Source organism: Pseudomonas sp. B20(2017), from assembly GCF_002113125.1.
Classification (GTDB): domain Bacteria; phylum Pseudomonadota; class Gammaproteobacteria; order Pseudomonadales; family Pseudomonadaceae; genus Aquipseudomonas.
This window is the reverse complement of sequence record NZ_NEJP01000014.1, coordinates 160,041-184,236: the sequence shown is the minus strand read 5'-3', so window position 1 is coordinate 184,236 and position 24,196 is coordinate 160,041. Positions and strand designations below refer to the sequence as shown.

General features: G+C 61.9%; 25 protein-coding genes and 1 pseudogene. 12 read left to right on the top strand and 14 right to left on the bottom strand.

The annotated features are described in order from the left end of the window. Positions 1 to 17 precede the first annotated feature (17 nt). The 3 genes from CAF63_RS20910 to CAF63_RS20900 are packed head-to-tail and all read right to left on the bottom strand — an operon-like array spanning position 18 to position 3,087. Positions 18 to 1,121: an extracellular solute-binding protein gene (locus CAF63_RS20910; protein WP_085688385.1), complete on the bottom strand. Its 1,104-nt coding sequence runs from the start codon at positions 1,119 to 1,121 to the stop codon at positions 18 to 20. Position 1,122: 1 nt separating this feature from the next. Further along, a complete protein-coding gene (aguB, locus tag CAF63_RS20905) occupies positions 1,123 to 2,031 on the bottom strand; it encodes an N-carbamoylputrescine amidase (RefSeq protein ID WP_085688383.1) in 909 nt (302 codons plus the stop codon). 3 nt (positions 2,032 to 2,034) lie between these two features. Next, positions 2,035 to 3,087: an agmatine/peptidylarginine deiminase gene (locus CAF63_RS20900; protein WP_085688381.1), complete on the bottom strand. Its 1,053-nt coding sequence runs from the start codon at positions 3,085 to 3,087 to the stop codon at positions 2,035 to 2,037. 138 nt (positions 3,088 to 3,225) lie between these two features. Between CAF63_RS20900 and CAF63_RS20895 the strand changes: the two genes are divergently transcribed. Further along, positions 3,226 to 4,086 carry a LysR substrate-binding domain-containing protein gene (locus CAF63_RS20895; protein ID WP_085688379.1) on the top strand — a complete coding sequence of 287 codons (861 nt, stop codon included), beginning with the start codon at positions 3,226 to 3,228 and terminating at the stop codon, positions 4,084 to 4,086. Here CAF63_RS20895 and CAF63_RS20890 read toward each other — a convergent pair. Further along, a complete protein-coding gene (locus tag CAF63_RS20890) occupies positions 4,049 to 4,990 on the bottom strand; it encodes a LysR family transcriptional regulator (protein ID WP_085688377.1) in 942 nt (313 codons plus the stop codon). The genes CAF63_RS20895 and CAF63_RS20890 overlap by 38 nt on opposite strands. A 133-nt stretch (positions 4,991 to 5,123) precedes the next feature. Between CAF63_RS20890 and CAF63_RS20885 the strand changes: the two genes are divergently transcribed. The 4 genes and pseudogenes from CAF63_RS20885 to CAF63_RS29060 all read left to right on the top strand — a co-directional run bounded on the left by CAF63_RS20885 (position 5,124) and on the right by CAF63_RS29060 (position 7,317). Then, positions 5,124 to 5,528: a RidA family protein gene (locus tag CAF63_RS20885; RefSeq protein ID WP_085688375.1), complete on the top strand. Its 405-nt coding sequence runs from the start codon at positions 5,124 to 5,126 to the stop codon at positions 5,526 to 5,528. Positions 5,529 to 5,606: 78 nt separating this feature from the next. Further along, positions 5,607 to 6,164, top strand: a complete 558-nt coding sequence (locus tag CAF63_RS20880; protein ID WP_085688373.1) for a helix-turn-helix transcriptional regulator — start codon at positions 5,607 to 5,609, stop codon at positions 6,162 to 6,164. A gap of 85 nt (positions 6,165 to 6,249) precedes the next feature. Beyond that, a pseudogene (locus CAF63_RS29065) lies at positions 6,250 to 6,810 on the top strand (HD domain-containing protein); the annotation flags it as partial. Next, positions 6,805 to 7,317: a GNAT family N-acetyltransferase gene (locus CAF63_RS29060; RefSeq protein ID WP_256574540.1), complete on the top strand. Its 513-nt coding sequence runs from the start codon at positions 6,805 to 6,807 to the stop codon at positions 7,315 to 7,317. The pseudogene CAF63_RS29065 and the gene CAF63_RS29060, both read left to right, overlap by 6 nt. A gap of 12 nt (positions 7,318 to 7,329) precedes the next feature. On the opposite strand, the gene CAF63_RS20870 is transcribed toward CAF63_RS29060, so the two are convergent. The 5 genes from CAF63_RS20870 to CAF63_RS20850 all read right to left on the bottom strand — a co-directional run bounded on the left by CAF63_RS20870 (position 7,330) and on the right by CAF63_RS20850 (position 12,645). Next, positions 7,330 to 7,560, bottom strand: a complete 231-nt coding sequence (locus tag CAF63_RS20870) for a hypothetical protein (RefSeq protein WP_085688368.1) — start codon at positions 7,558 to 7,560, stop codon at positions 7,330 to 7,332. Continuing rightward, positions 7,557 to 8,594 carry a catalase family peroxidase gene (locus CAF63_RS20865; RefSeq protein ID WP_085688366.1) on the bottom strand — a complete coding sequence of 346 codons (1,038 nt, stop codon included), beginning with the start codon at positions 8,592 to 8,594 and terminating at the stop codon, positions 7,557 to 7,559. Before CAF63_RS20865 ends, CAF63_RS20870 begins: the two co-directional genes overlap by 4 nt. Before the next feature lie 5 nt (positions 8,595 to 8,599). Next, a complete protein-coding gene (locus CAF63_RS20860) occupies positions 8,600 to 10,057 on the bottom strand; it encodes an aldehyde dehydrogenase family protein (RefSeq protein WP_085688364.1) in 1,458 nt (485 codons plus the stop codon). Between the two features lie 19 nt (positions 10,058 to 10,076). After that, the gene (locus tag CAF63_RS20855; RefSeq protein WP_085688362.1) at positions 10,077 to 11,606 is read right to left on the bottom strand and encodes a GMC family oxidoreductase; all 1,530 of its coding nucleotides are present in this window, start codon (positions 11,604 to 11,606) and stop codon (positions 10,077 to 10,079) included. A 115-nt stretch (positions 11,607 to 11,721) separates the two neighbouring features. Then, entirely contained in the window at positions 11,722 to 12,645 is a 924-nt protein-coding gene (locus CAF63_RS20850) for a LysR family transcriptional regulator (RefSeq protein WP_085688360.1), read from the bottom strand. Between the two features lie 150 nt (positions 12,646 to 12,795). On the opposite strand from CAF63_RS20850, the gene CAF63_RS20845 reads away from it, so the two are divergent. The 3 genes from CAF63_RS20845 (at position 12,796) to leuD (ending at position 15,875) form a co-directional block, all read left to right on the top strand. Then, positions 12,796 to 13,725 (top strand): LysR substrate-binding domain-containing protein, encoded by a 930-nt coding sequence (locus tag CAF63_RS20845; RefSeq protein WP_085688358.1) that lies wholly within the window; start codon positions 12,796 to 12,798, stop codon positions 13,723 to 13,725. 116 nt (positions 13,726 to 13,841) lie between these two features. Next, complete coding sequence (gene leuC, locus CAF63_RS20840; protein ID WP_085688356.1) at positions 13,842 to 15,263, top strand: 3-isopropylmalate dehydratase large subunit; 1,422 nt, start codon at positions 13,842 to 13,844, stop codon at positions 15,261 to 15,263. A 3-nt stretch (positions 15,264 to 15,266) separates the two neighbouring features. Further along, positions 15,267 to 15,875: a 3-isopropylmalate dehydratase small subunit gene (leuD, locus tag CAF63_RS20835; protein WP_085688354.1), complete on the top strand. Its 609-nt coding sequence runs from the start codon at positions 15,267 to 15,269 to the stop codon at positions 15,873 to 15,875. Between the two features lie 38 nt (positions 15,876 to 15,913). Here the strand turns inward: leuD and CAF63_RS20830 are convergent, their stop codons facing one another. From CAF63_RS20830 to CAF63_RS20820, 3 genes are all read right to left on the bottom strand, one after another. After that, positions 15,914 to 16,825 carry a LysR substrate-binding domain-containing protein gene (locus tag CAF63_RS20830; protein WP_085688352.1) on the bottom strand — a complete coding sequence of 304 codons (912 nt, stop codon included), beginning with the start codon at positions 16,823 to 16,825 and terminating at the stop codon, positions 15,914 to 15,916. 24 nt (positions 16,826 to 16,849) lie between these two features. Next, positions 16,850 to 17,188: a VOC family protein gene (locus tag CAF63_RS20825; protein WP_085688416.1), complete on the bottom strand. Its 339-nt coding sequence runs from the start codon at positions 17,186 to 17,188 to the stop codon at positions 16,850 to 16,852. Positions 17,189 to 17,297: 109 nt separating this feature from the next. After that, positions 17,298 to 18,194, bottom strand: a complete 897-nt coding sequence (locus tag CAF63_RS20820; protein WP_085688350.1) for a glycine betaine ABC transporter substrate-binding protein — start codon at positions 18,192 to 18,194, stop codon at positions 17,298 to 17,300. 206 nt (positions 18,195 to 18,400) lie between these two features. On the opposite strand from CAF63_RS20820, the gene CAF63_RS20815 reads away from it, so the two are divergent. Continuing rightward, positions 18,401 to 20,437 (top strand): NADH:flavin oxidoreductase, encoded by a 2,037-nt coding sequence (locus tag CAF63_RS20815; protein WP_085688348.1) that lies wholly within the window; start codon positions 18,401 to 18,403, stop codon positions 20,435 to 20,437. A 48-nt stretch (positions 20,438 to 20,485) separates the two neighbouring features. Here the strand turns inward: CAF63_RS20815 and CAF63_RS20810 are convergent, their stop codons facing one another. Together CAF63_RS20810 and CAF63_RS20805 are read right to left on the bottom strand one after the other, a co-directional pair. Beyond that, entirely contained in the window at positions 20,486 to 21,262 is a 777-nt protein-coding gene (locus CAF63_RS20810) for a pyrroline-5-carboxylate reductase (protein WP_085688346.1), read from the bottom strand. Beyond that, the gene (locus tag CAF63_RS20805) at positions 21,252 to 21,959 is read right to left on the bottom strand and encodes a TetR/AcrR family transcriptional regulator (RefSeq protein WP_085688344.1); all 708 of its coding nucleotides are present in this window, start codon (positions 21,957 to 21,959) and stop codon (positions 21,252 to 21,254) included. Before CAF63_RS20805 ends, CAF63_RS20810 begins: the two co-directional genes overlap by 11 nt. Positions 21,960 to 22,657: 698 nt before the next feature. Between CAF63_RS20805 and CAF63_RS20800 the strand changes: the two genes are divergently transcribed. From CAF63_RS20800 to CAF63_RS20790, 3 genes are read left to right on the top strand one after another with little or no spacing between them, the layout of a single operon-like run. After that, positions 22,658 to 22,843: a DUF1843 domain-containing protein gene (locus CAF63_RS20800; RefSeq protein WP_085688342.1), complete on the top strand. Its 186-nt coding sequence runs from the start codon at positions 22,658 to 22,660 to the stop codon at positions 22,841 to 22,843. Between the two features lie 34 nt (positions 22,844 to 22,877). Further along, positions 22,878 to 23,504 (top strand): DUF1842 domain-containing protein, encoded by a 627-nt coding sequence (locus tag CAF63_RS20795; protein WP_085688340.1) that lies wholly within the window; start codon positions 22,878 to 22,880, stop codon positions 23,502 to 23,504. A 40-nt stretch (positions 23,505 to 23,544) separates the two neighbouring features. Continuing rightward, positions 23,545 to 24,123 carry a DUF1842 domain-containing protein gene (locus CAF63_RS20790; RefSeq protein ID WP_085688338.1) on the top strand — a complete coding sequence of 193 codons (579 nt, stop codon included), beginning with the start codon at positions 23,545 to 23,547 and terminating at the stop codon, positions 24,121 to 24,123. Positions 24,124 to 24,196: the final 73 nt, after the last annotated feature.

The following is a 24,196-nucleotide window of genomic DNA, read 5'->3' as shown; positions in this document are numbered from 1 at the left end:
AAAGCAGCCCGGAAAAATCACTTGGCAGTGGCGGTCTTGAACTTGGTCCAGGTGCGCATGCGGGCGCGCATGTCGGCCTGGGGAATATCCTTGCCCGGTATCAGACGAGCATAGGTCGCTTCGTCGAGGTAGATGTCCGGGTTGTTGCGCATCGCCTCGTCCACGCTTGGCCGGGCCTTGGCGTTGGAGGTCGGGTAACCGGTGAAATTGCTGATCGCGGCCATGTTCTCCGGACGCATCACGAAGTTGATGAATTCGTAGGCGTATTCCGGATGTCTGGCATCGACCGGAATGGCCATGGTGTCCATCCACACCGTGGTGCCTTCGCGCGGCACGCGGTACTGGAAGCGGGTCTGCTTGCCGGCGCTGTCCGAAGTGCGCTGGGCCTGGGTCATGTCGCCGCTGTAGCCGAGGGACAGGCACAGGTTGCCGTTGACCAGATCGGTCACCGGTTGCGACTGGAACTTGCGGATATACGGCCGCAGTTTCATCAGCAAGTCACTGGCCGCCGCCAGATCCGCAGGCTTGGCGCTGCGCGGGTCGCGGCCCAGATAATTGAGCACCACGGCCAGCACTTCGTCCGGCGAGTCGATCATCGAAATCCCGCAATCAGCGAATTTGGCCGCCAGTTCCGGTTTGAACAGCATGTCGAGACTGTTGACCGGCGCATCGGCCATGCGCTGCTTGATCTGCTCGGCGTTGTAAGTCAGGCCGATGGTGCCCCAGGTGTAGGGCACCGTAGCCTTGTTCGAATGCTCGTAATGGCTGCGCAGTTTTTGCAGGCCCGGCTCAATGTCGTTCATCGCCGTGACTTTCGAAGGATCCAGCGGCAACAGGCTGCCGGCGCGCATCAGGCGTTCGGCCACGGTGTCGCCGGGGAAGATCAGATCGTAGCCGCTGCCGCCGGACAGCATCTTGGCTTCCAGGGTTTCGCTGCCGTCCATCACGTCGTAGATCACCTTGATCCCGGTTTCGGCGGTGAATTTGGTCAGCGTGTCTTCGGCAAAATAATCCGCCCAGTTGTATAGCCGCAGGGTCTTGTCTTCGGCGTGCACGGCAGGCATCAGACCGGCCAGCGCCAGGCCCAGAGCGCCCAGCAACCACTTGTATGAAGTAAGCATATCAGACTCCTTGAGGATTCCAGCGGGCGTTAAGGTGACGGCCGTCCTGGCTCAGCAATGCGCCGTACATTTCCGGACGGCGGTCGCGATAGATGCCCCAGCTCAGGCGATCTTCACGCATGGCGGCCAGATCCAGGCTTTGCACCAGTACGCCGGTGCTGGCGCGGTCGGCTTCGGCAAGCATTTTTCCCTTGTGGTTGCAGATGAACGACGAGCCGTAGAAATTCATTTGCAGCGCCGCATCGGTGCCCGCCACTTCACGGCCAACCCGGTTGGACGCGATCACCGGCAATAGATTCGCAGCGGCGTGGCCGCGCATGGTCATCTGCCAGTGGTCGCGCGAATCCAGATCCGCGCAGCCCGGTTCCGAGCCGATGGCGGTCGGGAACAGCAGCACTTCAGCACCCATCAAGGCCAGGCAGCGGGCGGTTTCCGGGAACCACTGATCCCAGCAGATGCCCACGCCGAGGCGGCCGAACGCGGTGTCCCAGACTTTGAAACCGGTGTCGCCGGGGCTGAAATATTCCTTCTCCTGATAGCCGATGGCGTTGGGGATGTGGGTCTTGCGGTACACGCCCAGTAAACGCCCGTCGGCATCGGCCACGCTCAGGGAATTGAAGTAGGCATTGCCGGCCTTCTCGTACCAGCTCAACGGCAGCACCACGCCGAGTTCACGGGCCAGCGCGGCGAAGCGCGACAGCACCTGACTGTCGCGGTACTCCTCGGCCAGCGCCATATGGTGGTGGCTCTGCTCGATGCAGAAATACGGCGTGGCGAACAGCTCCTGCAACAGGATCATTTGCGCGCCCTGCGCGGCCGCTTCACGCACCAGTTGCTCGGCGCGATCAAGGTTGCTTTTCAGGTCCCAGGTGCACGGCATCTGGGTCGTGGCGACTTTCAGCAGCGTCATCGATCAACCCTCCACCGGCCAGGCTGGCTGTTGCTGGGTGATGCAGTGCACACCGCCGCCACCGTGGGCCAGATGATTGATCTGCACCGGCACCACTTCGCGGCCCGGGAACGTCTTGGCCAGGGTTTCTGCCGCGCCATGGTCGGCTTCGATGCCGTACGCCGGCATGATGATCGCGCCGTTGGCAATGTAGAAGTTGGTGTACGAGGCGCAGAACACTTCGGCTTCGGTGTCTACCGCGTCGGTGGCTTCGTACAGCTCGATCAGCTCGAACTTGCGGCCCTGAGCGTCGGTCGCCAGTTCCAGTGCGCGACGGTTTTCCCGCACGACCTCGGCGTACACCGAGCTGCGATCGTGAGTCGCATCCACCAGCAACACGCCGGGACGGGCGAAGGCGCAGACGCCATCGACGTGGCCGTCGGTCATGTCGCCGGTGACGTAATCCGGATCGCCCGGCAGCCAGATGGTTTTCTTCACGCCGAGCAGGCGACTGAAGATTTCTTCCATCTCGGCCTTGCTCACGCCGGGGTTGCGGTTGGGGTTGAGCAGCACCGATTCGGTGGTGATCAACGTGCCCTCGCCGTCCACGTGGATCGCGCCACCCTCGTTGCTCAGCGCGGTTCCGAAGCACTCGCCGCCCAGGTGATTAAGCACGCGACGGGCCAGGCTTTCGTCCAGATCATGGGCCGATTTGCCGCCCCAGGCGTTGAAACGCCAGCTCACCCCGGCCAGACCTTGCTCCGGGTGCACCACGAAGCTCGGGCCGGAGTCGCGGCACCAGCTGTCGTTGACCGCCAACGGGATCAGTTCGATGTTCGGTCCGCACAAGGCTTTGGCGCGGGCGATGGCCGACGGATCGACGACCATTTTCACCGGCTCGAACCGGGCGATGGCGTTGGCGACGCGGGCGAAATCTTCCTGCACCAACGGCAAGGTCACGCGCCAGCCCGACTCCCACAGGGCCTTGTTGTGTGGCCAGACCATCCAGGTCGCCGCGTGCGTCACCCACTCTGCCGGCATCATCCAACCGCTGTTGTTGTTTTTGTTCTGCTGCATGGTAAAAAGCCCTTTGAGTTAAGCCATTGTGTTCAATGAAAAACAGCCTTGGCGGCGTTGACGTGCATGCTAATGGCGGCCTTACGGGCAAACAAACGATGGATTTAGCGGAAAACTGATTAGAGGAACTTATCGATCATGCTGAAACACTGGCCACCCCTCAGCTCATTGCGCGGATTCGAAGCCGCCGCAAGGCTGGGCAGTTTTCACAAGGCCGCCGAAGAGCTGAGCCTCACGCAATCGGCCATCAGCCAGCAGATCCGCAGCCTTGAGGCGTATCTGGAACAGCCACTGTTTTTCCGCCGCGGGCGCAGCGTCGCTCTGACCGACGCCGGCCACGACCTGCTCAGCACCACCCAAGCGATGCTGCAACAACTGTCGGTGGGCATCCGGCGACTGGGGCAGTACCAGAAACCCAATCAACTGGTGCTCAACACCACGCCGGCGTTTGCCCGGCACTGGTTGCTGCCACGGCTGGGGGATTTCCGTCGTCAGCATCCGAATGTGGATCTGTGGATTTTCAGCACCGATGAAGTGCCGGACATGGCGACCCAGACCATCGATCTGGCGGTGCGCGACGACATCAGTTCGCAGGCTGAATGCAGCTTCAAGGTGCTGCATGCCGACCGCCTCTACCCGGCGTGTCATCCGAGCCTGCTGAGCGTGCAGAGCGCGCAGCGGACAACGCTGCACGGCGAACGGGAAATGGACTGGAGTCATTGGGCGGTGGAATCGGGGATTGATGTCGGCCAGCAGGATCAGGGTTTGAATTTCTCTGATCCGGGTTTGCTGCTGGACGCGGCATGCGGTGGGCTCGGCATCGCGCTGGTCAGCCAATTGCTCAGCCGCAAGGCCCGGGCCGACGGGCTGTTGCAGCCCTTGGTCGAAGAGACCATTCGCGGCCCCAACTGGGCGCTGCTGACCCACCGCGACAGCGAAAACGATCCGATGGCCCGCAGTTTTACCGAGTGGTTGCTGGCGAACCTGAGCGATCCATGACCGGTGCGTGGCGGGCCATCACTTCGGCGATCCAGTCGATAAACACCCGCAACTTGCGGCTGATGTGGCGGTTCGGCGGGTACGCGACGTAGAGCGGCATCGGATCGAGCTGCCAGTCTTCGAACAGCGGGATCAGCGCGCCGCTCGCCTCGTGTGCCTTGGACATGTATTTGGGCAACCACAATACACCCAGCCCCGCGAGGCCCGCCGACAAATAAGCATTGCCGTCATCGACCGCCAGCACATGGCGGCCCTTGATCTGCAAGTCTTCGTGCTCATTGCGCAAGGCATAAGGCACCGGTTTGCCGGTGCGAGCCCAGAGGAAACCGACCACCCGATGATGGCTGTCTTCCAGCTCACGGGGATGCATCGGGGTGCCGGCGCGGGCCAGGTAACCGGGCGCGGCATATACGCCCAGTTGCAGATCGGCGACCCGCCGGGCCATCAGCGATTGATCACGCAGCTCCCCGCCACGGATCACGCAATCGACGTTTTCATCGATGATGTCGACGATCCGGTCGCTGACGCCCATGTCGATCTGGATCTCCGGGTAACGCGCGTAAAACTCGGGCAGCGCCGGCACCAGAATCAGATTGGCCAAGGGGCTGGGCACATCGATCCGCAAGCGTCCCTTGGGCTGGGCCGCCGCGCCGGGAAGACTGGTCTCGGCATCGTCCATGTCCGCCAGCAACTTGATCACCCGCTCGTAATAGGCCGCGCCGTCCGCCGTTACGTTGACCTTGCGTGTGGTGCGGTTGAGCAACTTCACTCGCAGGCGCGCCTCCAGTTGCTGGACGAGCTGGGTCACGGTGGTCTTGCTCATGTGCAGGGTGTCGGCGGCCTTGGTGAAGCTACCCGCCTCCACCACTCGGGCGAAGGCTTGCATCGCGTCAAAACGGTCCATATCCCACCTCTGATAGCGGCTCGATTGTTTGGGATTTGCAAACAGTGATCGCCAAGGTTGCGCGTTTATCGTGCCGGTGCAAGCCCCTAGAGTTTCTCCATCGCAAGTTTCAACCCATTGAAGGAGACACCTCATGACCCATGCCCAGCCAAAACGCGACGTGGTTTTTCCACCTGGACGCCATGCCCTTTACGAGCGCAATCGTTATTCGCCGGCCGTTCGTTCCAACGGTTTTCTGTTCGTTTCCGGTCAGGTCGGCAGCCTTGAGGACGGCTCGCCGGAGCCGGATCTCAAGCAACAGGTGCGACTGGCCTTCACCAACCTCAACGCGATTCTCGGCGCGGCCGGCGCCAGTTTCGATGACGTGGTGGACGTGACGGTGTTCATGGTCGACCCGCAATCCACCTTTGAAACCATCTGGCAAGTGGTGCCGGAGTTCTGGGGCGAGGCGCCGCATCCGACCATCACAGCGGTCGGCGTGACGTGGCTTTACGGGTTTCAATTCGAGATCAAGGTGATTGCCAAACTGCCGGAATGACCTGATATCGCGTCGATTTGCAGCACGGGCCGACAATCTTCAGACTGTCGGCCCGCATTCCTTTTGCGATCCATCGCCATGTCCGACACCTTGTTGAAGCCCAGCCTGCCCGGCATCGCCCTGCGCCGCTGGCGCGTGCTGCACCGCGTCAAGCAGAGCCATGCCGCCGAGTTGTTCAAGGTCACCCAGTCGACGATTTCCCGCTGGGAAAGCGGCGTTCAGGCGATGGACCCGGACGCGCATCTTCAGCTCGAACGGCTGCTCGCGGCACGACTCGACAGCGCCGCCGATCAGGCCCTCGCGCGACTGGTCACGGACAGTGCGCGCCCGGTTCACCTGGTCTGCGACCTGACCCATCGCCTGCTGGCCTGCTCCCCGGCCCGCGCCGCACAGTTCAGCAGTCCGTTGAGCGATCTGCTGGGGCAATCGCTGTGGCGCTTTGCGACAGCGGAAATCCAGCACAGAGAGTCCTCGCTCGATGACACCGGTTGGAGAGAAGTCCCGGCGCCGCCGGCACTGGAATTTGTCACTGGCCGCAACGACTCGAACCTCGTGCCCATCCGCGAAAGCCTGTGCCGCTGGACGCGGATCGCACTTTCGGACGGCACCGCTGCACGGCTGGTGGAAACCCTGTAGGCCGCGCGCCGCATATTTTATGCGTGGACGATGATCGAGGCCGGGCCTAGGCTTTGAGCCCTGCACTCTTAATCCCGGCCACTGTATGAACCTCGAAAAAATCAAGGGACGCCTCGAATTCCTGCGTGAAGCAGAACGGCTCAAGGACGTCCTCAGAAGCGCACACACGTCCTCCGGTCGCAACGAAAGCACCGCAGAACACAGCTGGCGCCTGTGCCTGATGGCGATCGTGTTCGCCGATGACCTGGCCGGGCTGGACGTGCTGAAAGTCCTGAAAATGTGCGTCATCCATGACCTCGGCGAAGCCATCAACGGAGATATTCCGGCGGTCGATCAAGCCGGTTTTCCCGACAAGGGCGAACAGGAGCGCAACGACTTGCTGCTGCTCACCCGCTCACTGAACGACGCGCTGAGAAACGAAATCCTCGCACTCTGGGACGACTACGAAAACGCCCGCTCCCCCGAAGCCAAAGCCGTAAAAGCGCTAGACAAACTGGAAACACTTTTACAACACACACAAGGCCGGAATCCGCCAGACTTCGACTACGGTTTCAACCTGGCGTACGGCAAGCAATACACCAATGCCGATCCCCTGTTCGAAACCCTTCGAACCCTGATCGACCGGGACACCAAAGAACGAATGAGCAATAACATCACGATCCGCAATGAACGCCCCGAAGACTTCGACGCCATCTCACGACTGACCGAAGCCGCGTTCCAGCACGAAGAACACTCCAGCCACACCGAACAATTCATCGTCAACGCCCTGCGCCGCGCCGGCCAGCTAAGCGTTTCGCTGGTGGCGGTGGAGAACGACACGGTGGTCGGCCATGTCGCCATTTCCCCCGTGACGATTTCCTCAGGCGCTCAAGGCTGGTACGGGCTCGGCCCGATCTCCGTGTCCCCGACCCGCCAGCAGCAAGGCATCGGCTCGGCGCTGATGAAAGCCTCGCTGGCGGAATTGCAGCGCATTGGCGGCGTTGGCTGCGTGGTGCTTGGTGATCCGGGCTACTACGGGCGTTTTGGCTTCAAGGCCCATGCCGGTCTGGAGTTGCCGGGGATTGCGGCGGAATACTTTCAGGCGCTGGCGTTTGACGGAGAATTGCCGGTCGGTGTCGTCAGCTACCACGAGGCTTTTGACGCCACCGAGTAAGGTCCGGACCGCTTAACGCACCAGCCACCGCGCCACCAACCGCGAACTCTGCGGAATCAGCCAATACACCATGTTGAACGAGATCAACCCGGCCACCAGCATCTTGAACAACCACCCCGGCAATCGCAGGTCCGCCAGTTCCAGCAGCGCCGCCAGTGCCCACGGCATGGACACCGACAGCGGCCACACGACCAGCCATGACACCAGCCATTGCTTCCAGCGGGCGCCAGCCTCGCGGCTCATGGTTGTTGGCGCCGCAGCACGGAGCGCTGGTAGATGCGGTCGCGGGCCAGGGTCATCGGGTCGCGGCTCAGGGCGATGCCGTCGAGCAATCGGCCGGGGCTGAAGTCGAGGCGTTGCTGGGCAGTTTGCTGGTCTTCGACGGGCACCAGCGAATCGAGGGTGAAGAGGCCCAGCTCGACTTCGCGGCGGTTTCTTGGCCACGGGATCGAGCCGTCTTCAATCACATCGCCCGGCGCTGCCAGTTGCACGATCAAGCGCATCTGCGCGGGGCCCTTCGCCAGTCGTGCCGTCAGTTCGTCCTGCAAGTAGTCGGCTGGCATACTTGCGGCTTGCTGGTCGCTGATAAGCGATTGGCCGGTTAACGGTTCGATGCGATAGCGAACGATCTGCTCCAGGTTTTCATGGTTGCTGAAAACCAGCGAATTCACACCGAAGTATTCGATGCTGGTGTAGCTGACGGGCGCCGGTTTCGGCGTTTCCAGAAAGTGCCTGGCCCTCGGATGCTCTGCCAGAAAAGCCTGCAACGGCTGCGGATCCGGCGGTGTGGCGACCGTTGCAGCGATGCCTTTCAGGAAACCGAGAAATTCCAGGGGCGTGGCCACCGGAAAACCGTCGAACGAATGGCCGACAATGTCGGTGAACTCACCGTTCGGCAGTTTGAAACGCACCGCGAGCCCGCGCGGGCTGGCCATCGGATCGCCGTCCACCGTAGCCGGCACGCCGCTGAAGTTGGAGAACCGCAGCACCACCGGCACCGGTTTCCCCTGCAAATGACCCGCACGGCTGAGGGTCGCCGCCGCCGGTGAAGCGGTGAAAGTCCCGTTCACCAAAAGACCTTTGGCGTGGGTTGCACGAAAGCCTGGATGCTTGCCGAACGTGGCGTAAAGCGCATCCAGCAGCGCGTCGTAGAGTTTGTCCTGTGACACCGGATCAGTCCTTGTGAAAGTCAACGGTTGTCCGCCAGCGGCATAGGCCGGGGACGCGTTAAGCGCCCCCGCCAGCAGCGCGACGATCCACGGTCGGGATAATCGCATCAGGGTCACTCCTGACGCCGACCGGGATTGAGCGCGATGTGTTTGTACTCGACAAAATCATCCATCGCCCCCACACCGTTCAAACGCCCCTGCCCCGACTGTTTGAAGCCGCCCTCCTCGAACTCGTCGTAGACCACCGCCCAGTCGTTGACCCACACCGTGCCGGCCTCCAGCTCACGGGCGACCCGCAGCGAGCGGTCGATGTCGCGGGTCCAGACGCTGGCAGCCAGACCGAATTCGCTGTTGTTGGCCAGTTCGATGGCCTCGGCTTCGCTGTCGAACACCTGCAGGGTCAGCACCGGGCCGAAGGTTTCGCGCTGGACGATGGCCATCTCCGGATCGTTGACCCGCAGCAGCGTCGGCCGATAGAACGCGCCTTTGGCCAGCGACCCGTCAGTCACCGGCCCACCGCGCACGATGACTTGCGCACCGGCAGCAATCGCCTCTTCCACCACCTGATTGACCCGCTGCACGTTGGCCTTGTCGATCAGCGGCCCCATGTCGCTGGCCGGATCCGCCGCAGGCCCGACGCGCACCGCTTCAAGTCGAGCGGCAAGGCGTTCGGTCAACACGTGGGCAATGTCGCGCTGCACCAGCAGGCGCGAACCGGTCATGCAGAACTGCCCCGAAAACACCGTGAGCGCCTTGACCAGCGTCGGCACCACGGCGTCGAGGTCGGCATCGTTGAATACCAGCATCGGCGTCTTGCCGCCCAGTTCCAGACCGAAGCGCTTGAGGTGTTGCGCCCCCGCCGCCGAGATCGCCCGACCGGTGCCGGTGCTGCCGGTGAAGCTGATGACCGGCACCTTCGGCGACTCCACCAGATGGATCGAACCGGCCGCGCCCTGCTCGCTGAACAGGTTGATCACACCACGCGGCAACGACGGCGTTTCACTCATGATCCGCGCCACCAGCGCGTTGGTCTGCGCGGTCTGCCCCGGCATCTTGATCACCGTGGTGCAACCGGCGGCCAGGGCCGGCGCCAGCGAACGGATCATCAGCACCACCGGCGAATTCCACGGCACGATGATGCCCGCGACTCCGACGGCCTGGCGGATCACCAGAGAGATCTTGCCGGGCCGAGGTTGCGCGGCGCGGCCATACTCGGTGCGGGCCAGGGCGGCGTAATAGCGCAATTTGGACGGCACCATGCCGACTTCGAATGCAGCCTCGGGACGGATCTTGCCGTTCTCCAACGCCAGGGTGTCGATCAGCTCGGCGGCGTTGAGTTCGAAGACCTCCGCCAGTTCCAGCAGCACCTGCGCGCGCAGCTGACTGTCTTCTTTCCATGGGGTGTGCGTGAAGGCCCGTTGCGCGGCGTCGATGCCTTGCTGCGCTTCGGCCAGTCCGCCTTCGGCGTAGCGACCGATCAGCTCATAAGTCGCTGGGTTGATGGAGTCTTTGTAGTCACCGGAATCCAGCCACAGGCCGTCGATCCAGTTCAAAACCTTGGTGTTGTTCATGGCGAAAACTTCCTTGGATTCAGGCGTAGAGACCGGCGATTTTTTCGGCGGTGGCGATCACGGTGAGGTTGGTGGCAACGGACGGCACGTCCGGGAAAATCGAGGCGTCAACCACCCGCAGTCCCTGCACGCCGATCACTCGGGCTTCGAGGTCGACCACCGCGTGCGCATCTCCTGGCCGGCCCATCGGTGCGGTCGAGGTCGGGTGGTGATAGGTATCGAGCGTGGCTTTGACGCTGGCTAGCAAGGCGTCGTCGGAGTCGTTGCCCTGCCCCGGATTCAGTTCGCAATGGATCAAACCCTTGAGTGGCGCCGTCGCCCCGATCCGCCGCGCCAGACGAATACCGTCCAGCAGACGCTGGCGATCCACGGGCTCGGCGAGGAAGTTCAGATCGATGTTCGGCGCCACCAAAGGATCGCGACTGGCCAGCGTGACCTTGCCCCGGGACAGCGGCCGGGTCAGCGCCACCGCGAGCACGAAACCGACCTGGGTCGGGCTCTGGTCATGGGGGAACAGGTGGGTCGCGGTGATGTGAATGTCCAGATCGCCATGTTCGGCGCTGCGGCTGTGGGTCCAGAGCTTGGCTCCGATGGCCGGCGACTGACGGCCGATCAAGTCGGGTTTGGCGGCGTAGGCGTTGTAGTAGAACGGGTGATCCGCGAGGTGTTGCCCGACCGGCAATTCGGCGACCGGCTCAATGTCCAGTGCGCGCAGATCGTCGCCAGGGCCGATGCCGGAGCGCAGCAGGATCGCCGCGCTGCCGTAACTGCCCGCCGAAAGAATCACTTCGTTGGCGCGTAATTGCTCGCCATTCGCCAGTTGCACACCCACTGCACGTTTGCCGTCGAACAGCACCTTGTCCACCAGGCTGTCGGCGCGAATCTGCAAGTTGTCGCGAGCCCGCACCTCGTCCGTGAGGTAAGCCATGCCGGTGTTGACCCGCACGCCATCGACGATGTTCATCGGGTACGGGCCGACGCCGTTGGCATTCGCGCCGTCGAAGTCGTCGATCATCCGGTAACCGTTGGCGACCGTGGCGTAGATGAAGGCTTTCTGCATCGGCGTGACGTCGGCGCTGCCGAGTTGACGCACTGGCAGCGGCCCTTCGTGGCCATGCAATGCGCTGGCGCCACCGCTGTGGTTTTCCAGTTTTTTGAACGAGGGCAGTAACTCTTCGTAGCTCCAGCCCGGCAGATTCCAGCGCTGAAAGTCCGTGGCTCGGGCGCGGATCGCCACCGCGCCGTTGATGGCCGAACTGCCGCCCAGCACTTTGCCGCGCAACGCGCCAATCGGGTGTTCGACGTAGCCCGGCCGAGAGGTGTAACCCCACTCGAACTGGCGATTGCCATTGGCGCCGACCACATCACTACTGGCGACGATTTCGGGGTACTTGCCCGGGGCAAAACTCTGGCCCGCCTCCAGCAACAGCACCCGGCGCCGGACGTTTTCACTCAAACGACGGGCCAGCACCGCGCCGGCGGAGCCGCCGCCGACCACGATTACATCGACCGGGGCACGCCGGGTAGAATTTACAAGGGTATCGTTCATCGGTTTCTTCCCTGTCAGGCGTCAAAGCGCGCCTGTTGAGGAAGAGCTTATTGAAGGGTTCGAGGGCTCATAAGCCGGGGAAAAACGAATCGCGATTTCGCTTTTCCCGAACGGCTCAACCGGCCGAATGGGCCGCGAGCAATTGCTCCCACACCGGCGGACTGCCGATCTGTTCGCAAAGAAAATCGGTCAGCGCCTGCAACTTCGGCGAAGCCCGCTGGGAGCGCCGATACACCGCTGAAATATTCCCGCCCCGGGGCGCGTAAGGCGCCAGCACCTCCTGAAGCTCACCGTCCACGATAGCTTGCGCCGCCAGAAACGTCGGCAGAATCGCCAGCCCCATGCCGGCCTTCGCCGCTTCCATCAGTTGATGACCGTTATTGGTGCGCATCCGGCAGCGCACGCGAAACGATTCCAGCGCATTGTTCACCGGCAACGTCCACATGCCGTGGGGTTCGCGGTTCACGTAGAGCATGGCGAAATGCTCGGACAGTTCCTGCGGGGTTTGCGGCGTGCCATGGGCGGCCAGGTAATCGGGACTGGCGCAGATGATGTGGCGATTGGCGGTAATGGTTTTCGCCACCAGCGAGGAGTCCGGTAACTCACCGATGCGGATCGCCGCGTCGTAGCGTTCTTCGTGCAGGTTGACGTGGCGGTCGTCGAATTCGATGTCCAGCCGCAGCTCGGGATAGCGCACCGCGAACGACGACAGGATCGGTGTCAGGTAACGAATGCTGAACGCCATCGGCGCCGCCAGTCGCAGGCTGCCGCGCAGGCTCGATTGAAAGGCCAGCACCGCGTCTTCGGCCTCTTCGACCTCCGACAGAATCCGCACGCAATAACGATAAAACACCTCCCCGGCCTCGGTCAGCCGAGCCTGCCGCCCACGTTCGAGGACGATGCTGCCGAGGCGTTTTTCCAGTTGCGCAATCCGCTGGCTGACCATGGATTTGGCGGTGCCCAGTTGCCGGGCTGCCTCGGTGATACTGCCGGTGTCGACCACCATGACGAACGATTGCATCTCGCAAAGTTTGTTCAAGTTCTACATCCAGTGTGTGCAAGGCTCAGACGGCGCAATCTACGGTTCACCCGACATCGGCCACCAGTACCGAAAACGGGCCGCTGCTTCCCACACAATGGACAATCGGGCTTGTATAGTTGGCGTCCCTTTTCAAGCGAATCTCGCCCCGTGCTAGACCTCAATGACTTGCACTACTTCGTGATGGTGGTGGACCACGGTGGCTTTGCGCCGACGGCGCGGGCGCTGGGGATTCCCAAGTCCAACCTGAGCCGGCGCATTGCCTTGCTCGAAGAGCGTCTGGGCGTGCGCCTGATCATCCGCAACACCCGGCACTTCTCGGTGACGGAGCTGGGCCAGACCTACTACGACCATTGCCGGGCGATGCTGAAACAGGCCGAGGCCGCCGAAGCTGCGATTGCCATGACCCGCGCCGAGCCGGGCGGCGTGTTGCGCGTGACTTGTCCGACGACGCTGCTGGAAGAATGCGTCGGCGGGATCATCACGCGTTTCATGGCCATGCACCCGCGCGTCGAAGTGCATCTGGAGGCCAGCGACCGGCAAGTCGACGTGGTGGCCGAAGGCGTCGATCTGGCGTTGCGGGTGCGGCCGCCGCCCTTGCAGGATTCCGAGCTGGTCAGCCGGGTGTTGTCGCAGCGACCGCAATGCCTGGTCGCCAGCCCTGCACTCTTGAGCCGGCTGGGCGAACCCCGTGAGCCGGAAGACCTGTCGCGCTTCCCCAGCGCTCACCACGGCAGCCCGCAGCAGGTTTACAGCTGGACGCTGTTTCATCAGGACGGTTCCGAATTCACCCTGCAGCATCGCCCGCAGTTGATCACCAAAGGCCTGCCGATGCTGCGCTGCGCGGCCATCGACAGCGTGGGCGTTGCGCAGATGCCGATGTCGCTGGTACATGACTTCATCGAGCGCGGCCAATTGGCGGTGGTGCTGCCCGACTGGGCGCCGCGCACGGAGATGATCTACGCGGTGTTCGCCAGCCGTCAGGGCATGCTGCCGTCGCTGCGGATGCTGATCGATTTCATGGCCGAGCAGTTCGAATTACTGGACGATCCGCTGCGCGGAATGCGCGCAAAGGGCTGAGGCCATTGCTCACGGTTCGTGTTTAACTGCTTCACCAAAGCACTCTTGATGGCATTTCTGCGATCAATATTCTGTCCCCATGTTGTTTTTGCCCCGGACAGAAAAGAGCGCAAGCCATGCCCAGCCCCAGAACCTTGTACCAGAAGCACATCGACAGCCACACCGTCTGCACCCTCGACGATCAGGGCCATGTGCTCCTTTACATCGACCGCCAGGTCGCCAACGAATACACCAGCCCGCAAGCCTTCAGCGGTCTGCGCGAATCCGGACGCGATGTCTGGCGGCCTGCGGCGACGCTGGCGGTGGTCGATCATGTGAACCCCACCGCACCGAAACGCATCGCGACCATGCCTGACGCCGGGGGGGCGCGACAGGTGTCGTACTTCGAAGAAAACTGCCGCGACTTCGGCATCGAACTGTTCGATGTGCTGGACAAGCGCCAGGGCATCGAACACGTCGTGGCGCCGGAACAAGGCTTCATTTTGCCGGGCATGGTGGTCGCGGCCGGTGACAGCCACACCACTACTTACGGCGCACTGGGTGCCTTCGGTTTCGGCATCGGTACTTCGGAAATCGAGCACCTCCTGGCGACGCAGACACTGGTCTACAAACGCTTGAAAACCCTGCGGGTGACCGTCAACGGCGAGCTGGGCGCCGGCGTCACGTCCAAGGACATCATCATGGCGCTGATCGAGAAGATCGGCGCGTCCGGCGCCACCGGCTACGCCATCGAATTCACCGGCCCGGTCATCAGCGCCCTCAGCGTTGAGGCGCGCATGACCATCTGCAACATGGCCGTCGAAGCCGGCGCCCGGGGTGCGTTCATGGCGCCGGACGACAAGGTGTTCGCTTACCTGCAACTGAAGCCGCGTGCGCCCAAGGGCAAGACCTGGGAGCAGGCCATCGAGAGATGGAAAACCCTGCACAGCGACCATGGCGCGGTGTTCGATCGCGAAGTCAGCCTCGATGTCGCCGCGCTGGAGCCGATGGTGACCTGGGGCACCAGCCCCGATCAGGCCTCGCCAGTCAGCGGACACGTGCCGGATCCGGCCCGCCAGCCCGACCCGATCCTGCGTCAGGGCCTGCAACGGGCGCTGGATTACATGGGCCTGAAGCCCGGCATGCCGCTGAGCGATGTGGTGATCAGCCATGCCTTCATCGGTTCCTGCACCAATGCGCGGATCGAAGACTTGCGCGATGTCGCCCGCGTGGTGCGCGGCAAGCGTGTGGCGGCCCACGTGCGGGCGATGATCGTTCCTGGCTCGACGCTGGTGCGCAATCAGGCCGAGGAAGAAGGCCTGGCGCAGATTTTTCTCGACGCTGGTTTCGAATGGCGACAATCCGGCTGCTCAATGTGCCTGGCAATGAACGACGACGTGCTCGCGCCGGGTGATCGCTGTGCGTCCAGCACCAATCGCAACTTCGAAGGCCGTCAGGGCGCCGGTGCGCGCACCCACCTGATGAGCCCGGCGATGGTGGCTGCCGCTGCGATCACAGGACATTTGACTGACGTGCGCAACTTCGCGCTGGAGGCTTGAACCATGCAACCTTTCGACACTGTCAGCGGCAGCGCCGCGCCGTTTCTGGCCTCGAACATCGACACTGATGTGATCATGCCCAAGCAGTTTCTCAAGGGCATCGATCGTCAGGGACTGGACAAGGGATTGTTCTTCGATTTGCGCTTTCTCGCGTCCGGCGAACCCGACCCGGAATTCGTGCTCAACCAGCCGGCCTGGCAGGACGCAGCGTTTCTGGTGACCGGCCCCAATTTTGGCTGCGGTTCGAGCCGCGAGCACGCGGTGTGGGGCTTGAAGCAAGTGGGGATCCGGGCCTTGATCGGCACAACGTTCGCCGGGATTTTCTACGACAACTGCCAGCGCAACGGCGTGTTGGCGATTCAACTGGACGACGCGCAGTTCAGGCGCGTAGCCGAGGCAATCAGCGTCCCGGAGACCGCGCGGATCAGCGTGAACCTGGCGCAGCAGACCATCGAGCTGGCGGACGGCACGCAGATCGGATTCGAGATCGATCAGTTGCGCAAACAATCGCTGCTGCTGGGACTGGACGCCATCGGCACTACGCTGCGACGCACCGAGCAGATCCGAGCCTTTGAAGCGCGGCATCTGGCGGACAATCCCTGGCTGGGTTGATGGCAAAAAAAACGGGCGGTTCATTGAACCGCCCGTTTTCACTCCACAGACAAATCGCGGAAGTACTCTTCCAGAAATTCCACGCACACCCGCAGTTTCGCCGACTCACTGAGCCGCACCGGATAGACCGCCCAGACGTTGGCGCTTTGGGTGTACTCCTCCAGCACCTGCACCAGCCGCCCTTGCTCGAGCATCGGTTTGACGTCCCACATCGAGCGCAGCAGAATCCCGCCGCCGCTCAAGGCCCACTCCAGCACAATCTCGCCGCTGTTGGAGGACAGCGGGCCGCTGACTCGCACCGATTCTTCCTGCCCGTCCTTGGTCAGGTTCCAGATACCGAAGGCATTGTTGCGTTCCTTTAGCACCAGACAATCATGGTTTTTGAGGTCTTCAAGCGACTGCGGCGTGCCCCGGCGTTCCAGATACTCCGGCGTGGCGCACAGCACGCGCCGGTTGCTGACCAGTTTGCGGGCGATGTGCTGACCCGGCACGTCGTCCCCGACCAGAATTTCCAGATCGAAGCCCTCGCCCACCAGATCCACCACGCGGTCGAAGACGTCCAGACGAATGTCGAGTTTGGGGCATTCCCGGGACAGTTCGCAGATCGCCGGCGCCACATGATTACGACCGAAACCGAAGCTGCTGCAGATGTGCAGCGAGCCCGCCGGCTGGTGCCGTGCCTGGGAAATCTCGCCAAGAAACTGATCGAAATCCCCCAGCAGTTTTTCCGCCCAGATCCGCACCCGCTCGCCATCGTCGGTCAACGCGATACGCCGGGTGGTGCGGTGCAACAGCTTGGTCGCCAGCGTGGTTTCCAGCACGGAGATGCGTTTGCTGACGTAGGCCGGTGAAAAACCCAGCTCATCGGCGGCACTGGCAAAGCTGTTCTTGCGGATGACGGTGAGGAAAACCTTGAGGTCTTCGGGCAAGGGAAACGGGTTGAGGCTCATACGGGATAAGGGTCCGTCCGTGGCTCAGGCAATCTGTGAGAAAGCGAGATGGTAGCCGTTGCAGTCACGCACGCCAAAGTCTCTTGAGCCGTACGGCATGTCCTGCAACGGCCAGGCGATGTCCGCCTGCCCCTTGATCGATGCGTAATAGCCTTCGATATCGCTGACCAAAAAGTAGAAGGTACCGGAGCAGGAAACCGGCTGCCTCCAGAGATCCTGTTCAGTGAAGATCAGGCGACTGCCCTCGAACTCGACGGTGACGGTGGTTTCGAAGGAGTCCGTCACGCTGAATCCGAGGACATCACGGTAATGGTCTCGGGTACTGGCCAGATCACTGCAACGAAGGAGCAAGGTTAAGGACATGTCGACCTCGGGGGCTGTGCTGTGCAACCCGCGCATGATGACCGCACTTTGCTCCTCGCGGCAATGGACACCGCCGGGGCTGACGCTGATTGGAACCCCGGCGCCGTGATCAGGGCTGTCGACTGCTCGCGGTTTGCGTACCCGGTTCGAACATCGCCTCGAACCGCGATTTGTTGGCCGCGTAATACGCCGCGACCGCCTGATCCGATGAAGTCTGGCGCGCCTGCATCATCAAGGCTTCCAGATCTGCCTGCGGGATCGAGTAGTGGGCGAAGAAGTACGCCACCTGCGGATACTCGGCACTGAATCCCTTGCGCGCCATCGCATGGATCTGCTCGGCGCCACCGAAAATCTGCTTCGGATCATCCAGATAGCGCAGCGACCATTTGGAGAACATCCAGTGCGGGCTCCAGGCATTGACCAGTGACCACTTGTCCCGTTTCAGGTTGCGATCCAGCTCATTGAGCATGCCGCTTTCCGAAGAGGCCACCAGTTTGTAGCCGTCAAGTTTGTATTCCTCGATCGCCTTGACCGTGAGTTTGTACTGACCGTTGCCCACCTCCGAGGTGAGGATCTTGCCTTCGAGTTTTTCCTTCACTTGCGGCTTGTTCAGGTCCTCGACACTGGCCACTTCACTGATCGGCACCGATGTCGGGACGGCCATGCCGATCCGCCCTTCATACAGCACGCCGAGGTCTTCGAGCCGATCCTTGTATTTGTCGTAGAACGCCTTGTGCGTACTCGGCAGCCAGACCATCGGGATCAGGTCGATATTGCCGTTGGCCAGAGCCTGGAACTGGATGCCGATATCGGCCATCACCAGTTTCACCGGTTGTTTGAGGTGATCCTGCAGTGCGGCGCTGGCGAGTTTGACGGTGATTTCGGTGTCCGACCAGTTGACCCAGCCAATGCGCACGGGTGCAGGTTCGGCGGCTTGGGCCTGTGCAGCGAACGTGGCCAGAATCAGGGCGTAAAGCGTATTTCGATAAGGCGAATGAGCGTTCATCAAGCGTCTTCCTGTGAAGGTGGGATCGGCAGGTATGTCTCAATCTGGACGGCCTTGCGGTTGAGGCGTCTGGCGCAATCCTATGCCTGGCCGAAGCACCGCGCAAGAAAAATGTACACCTGTGTCAGCGATGATTGACACGACTGTACAGTTGACCTAATTTCAAGTCGCCGAGCCTGATGAAGCCCACCCCGGAGCGCACCACCATGTCCAGCGATCCCCTATTGCAGCCTTACAAAATCAAGAACCTGACGCTCAGAAACCGGATCATTACCACCGCTCACGAACCGGCCTACCCGGTTGACGGCATGCCCAAGGATTTGTATCGCGCCTACCACGTCGAACGCGCCAAAGCCGGCGTCGCGCTGACCATGACGGCCGGTTCCGCTGCGGTTTCCCGAGACAGCCCGCCGGTGTTCAACAACGTGCTCGCCTACCAGGATGAGGTAGTGAAATGGCTCAAGGACCTGACCGACGAATGCCACGAGCATGGCGCGGCGGTGATGATCCAGTTGACGCATCTGGGTCGCCGCACCCGATGGGACAAGGCCGACTGGCTGCCCGTGGTGTCGCCTTCACACCATCGCGAAGCGGCGCACCGCTCGTTCCCGAAGAAAATGGAAGACTGGGATATCCAGCGCATCATCAAGGACTATGTGGACGCCGCCGAGCGAATGCACGCCGCCGGCATGGACGGTCTGGAGTTGCAGGCCTACGGGCACTTGATGGACCAGTTCTGGTCACCGTTGACCAACGAACTCGACGGGCCCTATGGCGGTTCGCTGGAAAACCGCATGCGCTTCACCTTCGACATCCTGCGCGGGATTCGCCAGCGGGTCGGCGAGGACTTCCTGCTGGGCGTGCGCTACACCGGCGATGAAGGCTTGCCCGGTGGCTTCGATGCCAGCGAAGGCATGCAGATTTCCCACCTGTTGAAAGACAGCGGGCTGGTGGATTTCCTCAATGTCGTACGCGGCCACATCGACACCGATGCGGGGCTGACCGATGTCATTCCGATCCAGGGCATGCGCAATTCGCCGCATCTGGATTTCGCCGGTGAAATCCGTGCAGCCACCGGTTTTCCGACCTTCCATGCGGCCAAAATCCCTGACGTCGCCACCGCTCGCCATGCCATCGCCTCAGGCAAGGTCGACATGGTCGGCATGACCCGGGCGCACATGACCGACCCGCATATCGTGCGCAAGATCATCGAAAAACGTGAGGAAGACATCCGCCCCTGCGTCGGCGCCAACTATTGTCTGGACCGCATCTACCAGGGCGGCGCCGCCTACTGCATCCACAACCCGGCGACCGGCCGGGAAACCACCATGCCCCATGAAATTCCCAAAGCGGCGCGCCAACGCAAAGTGCTGGTGATCGGCACCGGTCCTGCGGGACTTGAGGCAGCACGAGTAGCGGGCGAACGCGGTCATGACGTGACGGTGCTGGAAGCGGCGGATCGCCCCGGCGGGCAGATTCGTCTGACCGCCCTCAGCGAGCGTCGGCGGGAGATGATCAGCATCATCGACTGGCGCATGGCGCAGTGCGAACGTCTGGGCGTGAAGTTTCACTTCAACACTTGGGCCGAAGCCGACACGGTGCTGAAGCACGAACCGGACGTGGTGATTGTCGCCACCGGCGGCCTGCCCCACACGGACGTACTCAATGCAGGCAACGAACTGGTGGTTTCGACCTGGGACATCATTTCCGGCGACATCAAACCGGGCCGGCATGTGTTGATCTATGACGATGCCGGCGACCACGCCGCGCTACAGGCTGCGGAGGTCGTCGCCGCCAGCGGTGCGAGTGTTGAAATTGTCACCCCCGATCGCAGTTTTGCTCCGGAAGTCATGGCGATGAATCTGGTGCCGTACATGCGCAGCCTGCAAGATCTGGATGTCACCTTTACCGTCACCTATCGCGTCGACTCGGTCGAGCGCCGCGACGGGCGACTGGTTGCAACGCTCGGCAGTGATTACGGCAAGGTGCACAAGCAACGGGTGGTGGATCAGGTGGTGGTCAATCACGGCACGATCCCGCTGGATGACCTGTATTTCGACCTGCGCGCGTATTCGAGCAATGGCGGCGCGGTGGAACAACACAACCTGATTGCCGGCAAGGCGCAGGACATTGTCACCCACCCGCAAGGGCGCTTTCAGCTGTTCAGGATTGGTGACGCCGTGGCCGCACGCAACACCCATGCGGCCATTTACGATGCGTTGCGACTGGTGAAAGACCTCTGAGTGTAAAATTCCCTCCTGTTTCGGGAGGGAAGTCGTTTTAGCTGCCAACTACAGGCCGCGCCGGGCAACCTGGGCGCCGGCCTGTACGGCCCGACCCACGATCTCCTCGATATTTTGTTCGGTCATCGACTGCAACGCTGCCGCCGTGACTCCGCGATATTCCATCAACGCATCCAGCAGGGCTTTCGGTTCCCGCCCGGCCAGCAGCTGACCGCCGCCCACCACCACCGCCCGTGCCGCCCGCTGCGCAATCCGTGCGGAAATGCCGGCCGCTTCGGCCTGACTGGCGAGCGCAGCGCAAAGCAGCGCCGGAAACGCCGGCCCGGTGCCGGACAACGCGCTCAGATAATCGATGCAGTCTTCATCGGGCACCTCATCCGCGGTGCCCACGCACTCGAACAATCGCTGCAGCCAGTCGCGCTCTTCACCGCTCAGGCTGCCGGCCACGAACCACGGCGTATAGGATTGGCGGATGTCTACCGCCGCGTTCGGCATGGCCCGCACGACTACGAGCGCGCCTGTCGCGGCACTCAGAGTGGACGCTGAAATTCCGGCCATAAGGGAAACCAGCACTTTGCCTCGGGCATCAATCTGTAATTCACGGAACTGCTCGGGCCGGACCGAGAGCACGACGATATCGCTGCTTTCGACCAGCGACTGGTTGTCACTCAACACACGCACTCCTGGGGCAACATCAGCACAACCCGAGCGGTTCGAGATCAGCAGATCACTCGGCCTGATGAAGCCCAGGTCCAGCAACGACTCGGCAATCGCCTTTCCCAGCCAGCCCGTGCCGCCGATTATTCCCAGCGTTCTATTGGTCATCGGGCAGCGCCCCTTCGAAGGTTTCCGTCAATGGAACAAACACCCCCGGCTCCGTCTCGGCATAACCGAACTGGCCGAAAAACCGGTCCAGCTCGCGCCGCTTGGGAGACTTGCCGGTAAACACCGTGACGTACTGCGGAATGCGCCGGAACCGCACGATCACATCCTCGGTGGTTTTCATCGAGATGTAGCCGATCTGCGTGAGATAGATCGTCCGGGCCCGGGCGTCGGCCGCCCCCGGCTCGTAACCGAAACGGCGAAACATAGAGGCGAGCGCATTGATCCGCGCATCGTCAGCCAGCGCAATTTGCCCGGCGACTTCAGCCGATTGCAACGCCCAACTGCGCACCGCGAATTCAAACTGCGAATCGAATAACTCCGGGTTCAGCCAGCATTCGAAAACATTGAGGATCGCCTCGGACACGCTTTCGGCATACCGCTCGCACTGCCCCACCAGACCACCGGTGTTCTTGTCCCGCCAGCGCGTCAGCAGCGCCGCGAGCAGTTGCTCCCGATCTTCGTAGAACCAGTAGAAGCTGGTGCGCGACAGGTTCAGGCGCTTGGCCAGCGGCATCACCCTGACCGCATCAACCCCGGATTCCTTCAAAGCCTCATACGCGGCGTCCAGCCAGACGTCCACGGAGCCACGCCATCCTGAATCCTGAGCCTTGTTTTTTGTCCGTCCTGCCTGCGTCATTGCAATGCACCTGTCTTTGAGACTTTGACCGGACTTTACACTTGGCGTACACACAATGTACATCGGCGTACATTTTTCATTTTCGAACGCTCTTCGGCGCCCATGGCGATCTTGATTCAATCGGTTAAAAACGCTGCCTGAAGGACGACCGAGCGTGCGCCAAAATCCCTGCATGGGTCAGACATGACCGTTCGGCGCTTTTTCTGGCAGTTTGGCAAAATCAGATCTAGGGTTGCGTGGCTGGCGAAATGCTGGCCATGTGGCAAGCAGCTCGTCTGTCGCCTGCCACCAGCAGCACTGGAAGATAAATCAGGGATGGTTTTGTGCTTTCGGGTTTCTGCACTCTTGATGAGTGAACAACCATTCCCTGTGTTTCGTTGCTTTCTCTCAAGGATAGAAAGATGACCAACGTACAGGCGAGATTCCCCCGTTTGCCCCAGCGGCAACCCCCTTCATTGACGCCCAAGGCCAAGCCCGACGGTTTTGGCTGACGACGCTTGCGCGTGAGCCGGCGCCGCGGCGTCGCCCCTGCGCGAACCCAATTTTTGGATTGATCAGATCCCGGTGGATCAGGCTGACACGTCGCCGTGAATCCCGGTTGCCGGAATTCTGGCTGATGTCGTTCGCCTGCCTGTCAGGAAAGGCGCCCCTTCTGCGCAAGGGGTCGAGCGGCAAACACCCACGAGGAAAGCCTCGATATGACTGGTTCAAATCACAACATCCCGCCCTACGGCGTCGCCATCCAGAGCGCGATCACCGGCGGCGATCTGCAGCAGATGAAGACTTTGTTGAAGCAGCGCGATTCAACGAAGCCGGAAGCGAAGGAGCTACAAACCGCGTACGAAAACCTGGCCAAAGAAGTTTCCAGACTGGAAAAACCCTAAGGCCATTTCCCACATTGCAATGGAGGCAATCAACATGTCAGCAACTCAGCAAAATGTCGGCTTGTTCCCGGTGAGCTACCGGATCGGTACGGGCCAGCCAGGGGCGCAGAATCTTGCGCTGAACCTGCTGGTGTCAACGCCGCAGCAGCATGTCACCGGCAACGCCGCGGTGACTCAGGCAACCAATCCGCCGCTCGACGTCGACTCGGACGTCTGGGGCGAGTACACCTACATGACGGTGATGAAGCCCGGTGTCAGCAAGATCCTGATCACCGCCCAAGGCAACCATGGCGGCCCCGGTTCCAACTCGATCATCAACTTCAAGATCCATCTGGTGGTCGGCACTGACTGGCGCGAAGGCGTAGCCAACTATGAGTACTTCGACGGCCAGCGCTGGCACGAACTGAACAACGTGCCGGCGCATCTGGTGGAGGTGCCTTCGAATGTCCTTCAGCCGTTCAACCCCGGCCCGGTGATCGAGCCGCACAAGCCGGTCCTGCCGCTGTATGCCGCGCCGATTCAGGGCGCCATCGCCAGCGGTGATCTGGCTCAGATGAAAAGCCTGTCCGCGCAGGCCAGACAGCAGCTGGAGCAACTGCCGCTGTTGCGCAAAGCCGTGGACGACGCCAACAAAGAAATCAGCCGCGTGCAAAGTCGCTGATCGGCAATTGGAACCATAACTTTCACAAGGGAGCAGCATCATGTCGATCGGACTTTTTCACACCCGCCTCATCGCCAGTAACTCACTGCTGGGCGCACCGGTTCTGACCCTCGATATCGTGGTCGATACCGTCCGCAAAAAAGTCAGCGGAACCGCGAGCGTGTTTCAGAGCACCTGGCCACCGGTGAATTTCCATGCCCGGGTCTGGGGCGATTATTCCGAGGCCAGGCTGACGCCTTCGGCCGAGACCTACCTCATTCTCACCCTCGACGGCAGCCCGAGCGGCCCGCTGAGTCAGATCGCCCAGACCTTCCACCTCAAGGGCATTCTGAACGACTGGACCAGCGGTTTTGTCGATTACCGCTACAACGAAGGCGGCCAGTGGCAAGACGTGCGGCACGTCGCCGTGCATCAGGCGCCGAGTGTCGAGCCTCTACCGCCCGAGCATCATGTCCAGCCGCTGTACGCCGTGGCCGTGCAAACGGCGAAGGAAAGCGGTGATCTGGCGCAGTTGAAAGTCGCCGTGCAGCAAGGCGAACAACAGCTGGCCCACGAGGACGCCTTGCGCAGTGCCCTTGCGCAGCTGAATGCGGAAATCGCGCGACTGGAAGCGCGCTAAGCGGTACGGCCCGGGCGCGGTCATGGGTGACCGCGCCCGGTCTTCCAGCCAATCGAGGTCAGTCCACTCGTGC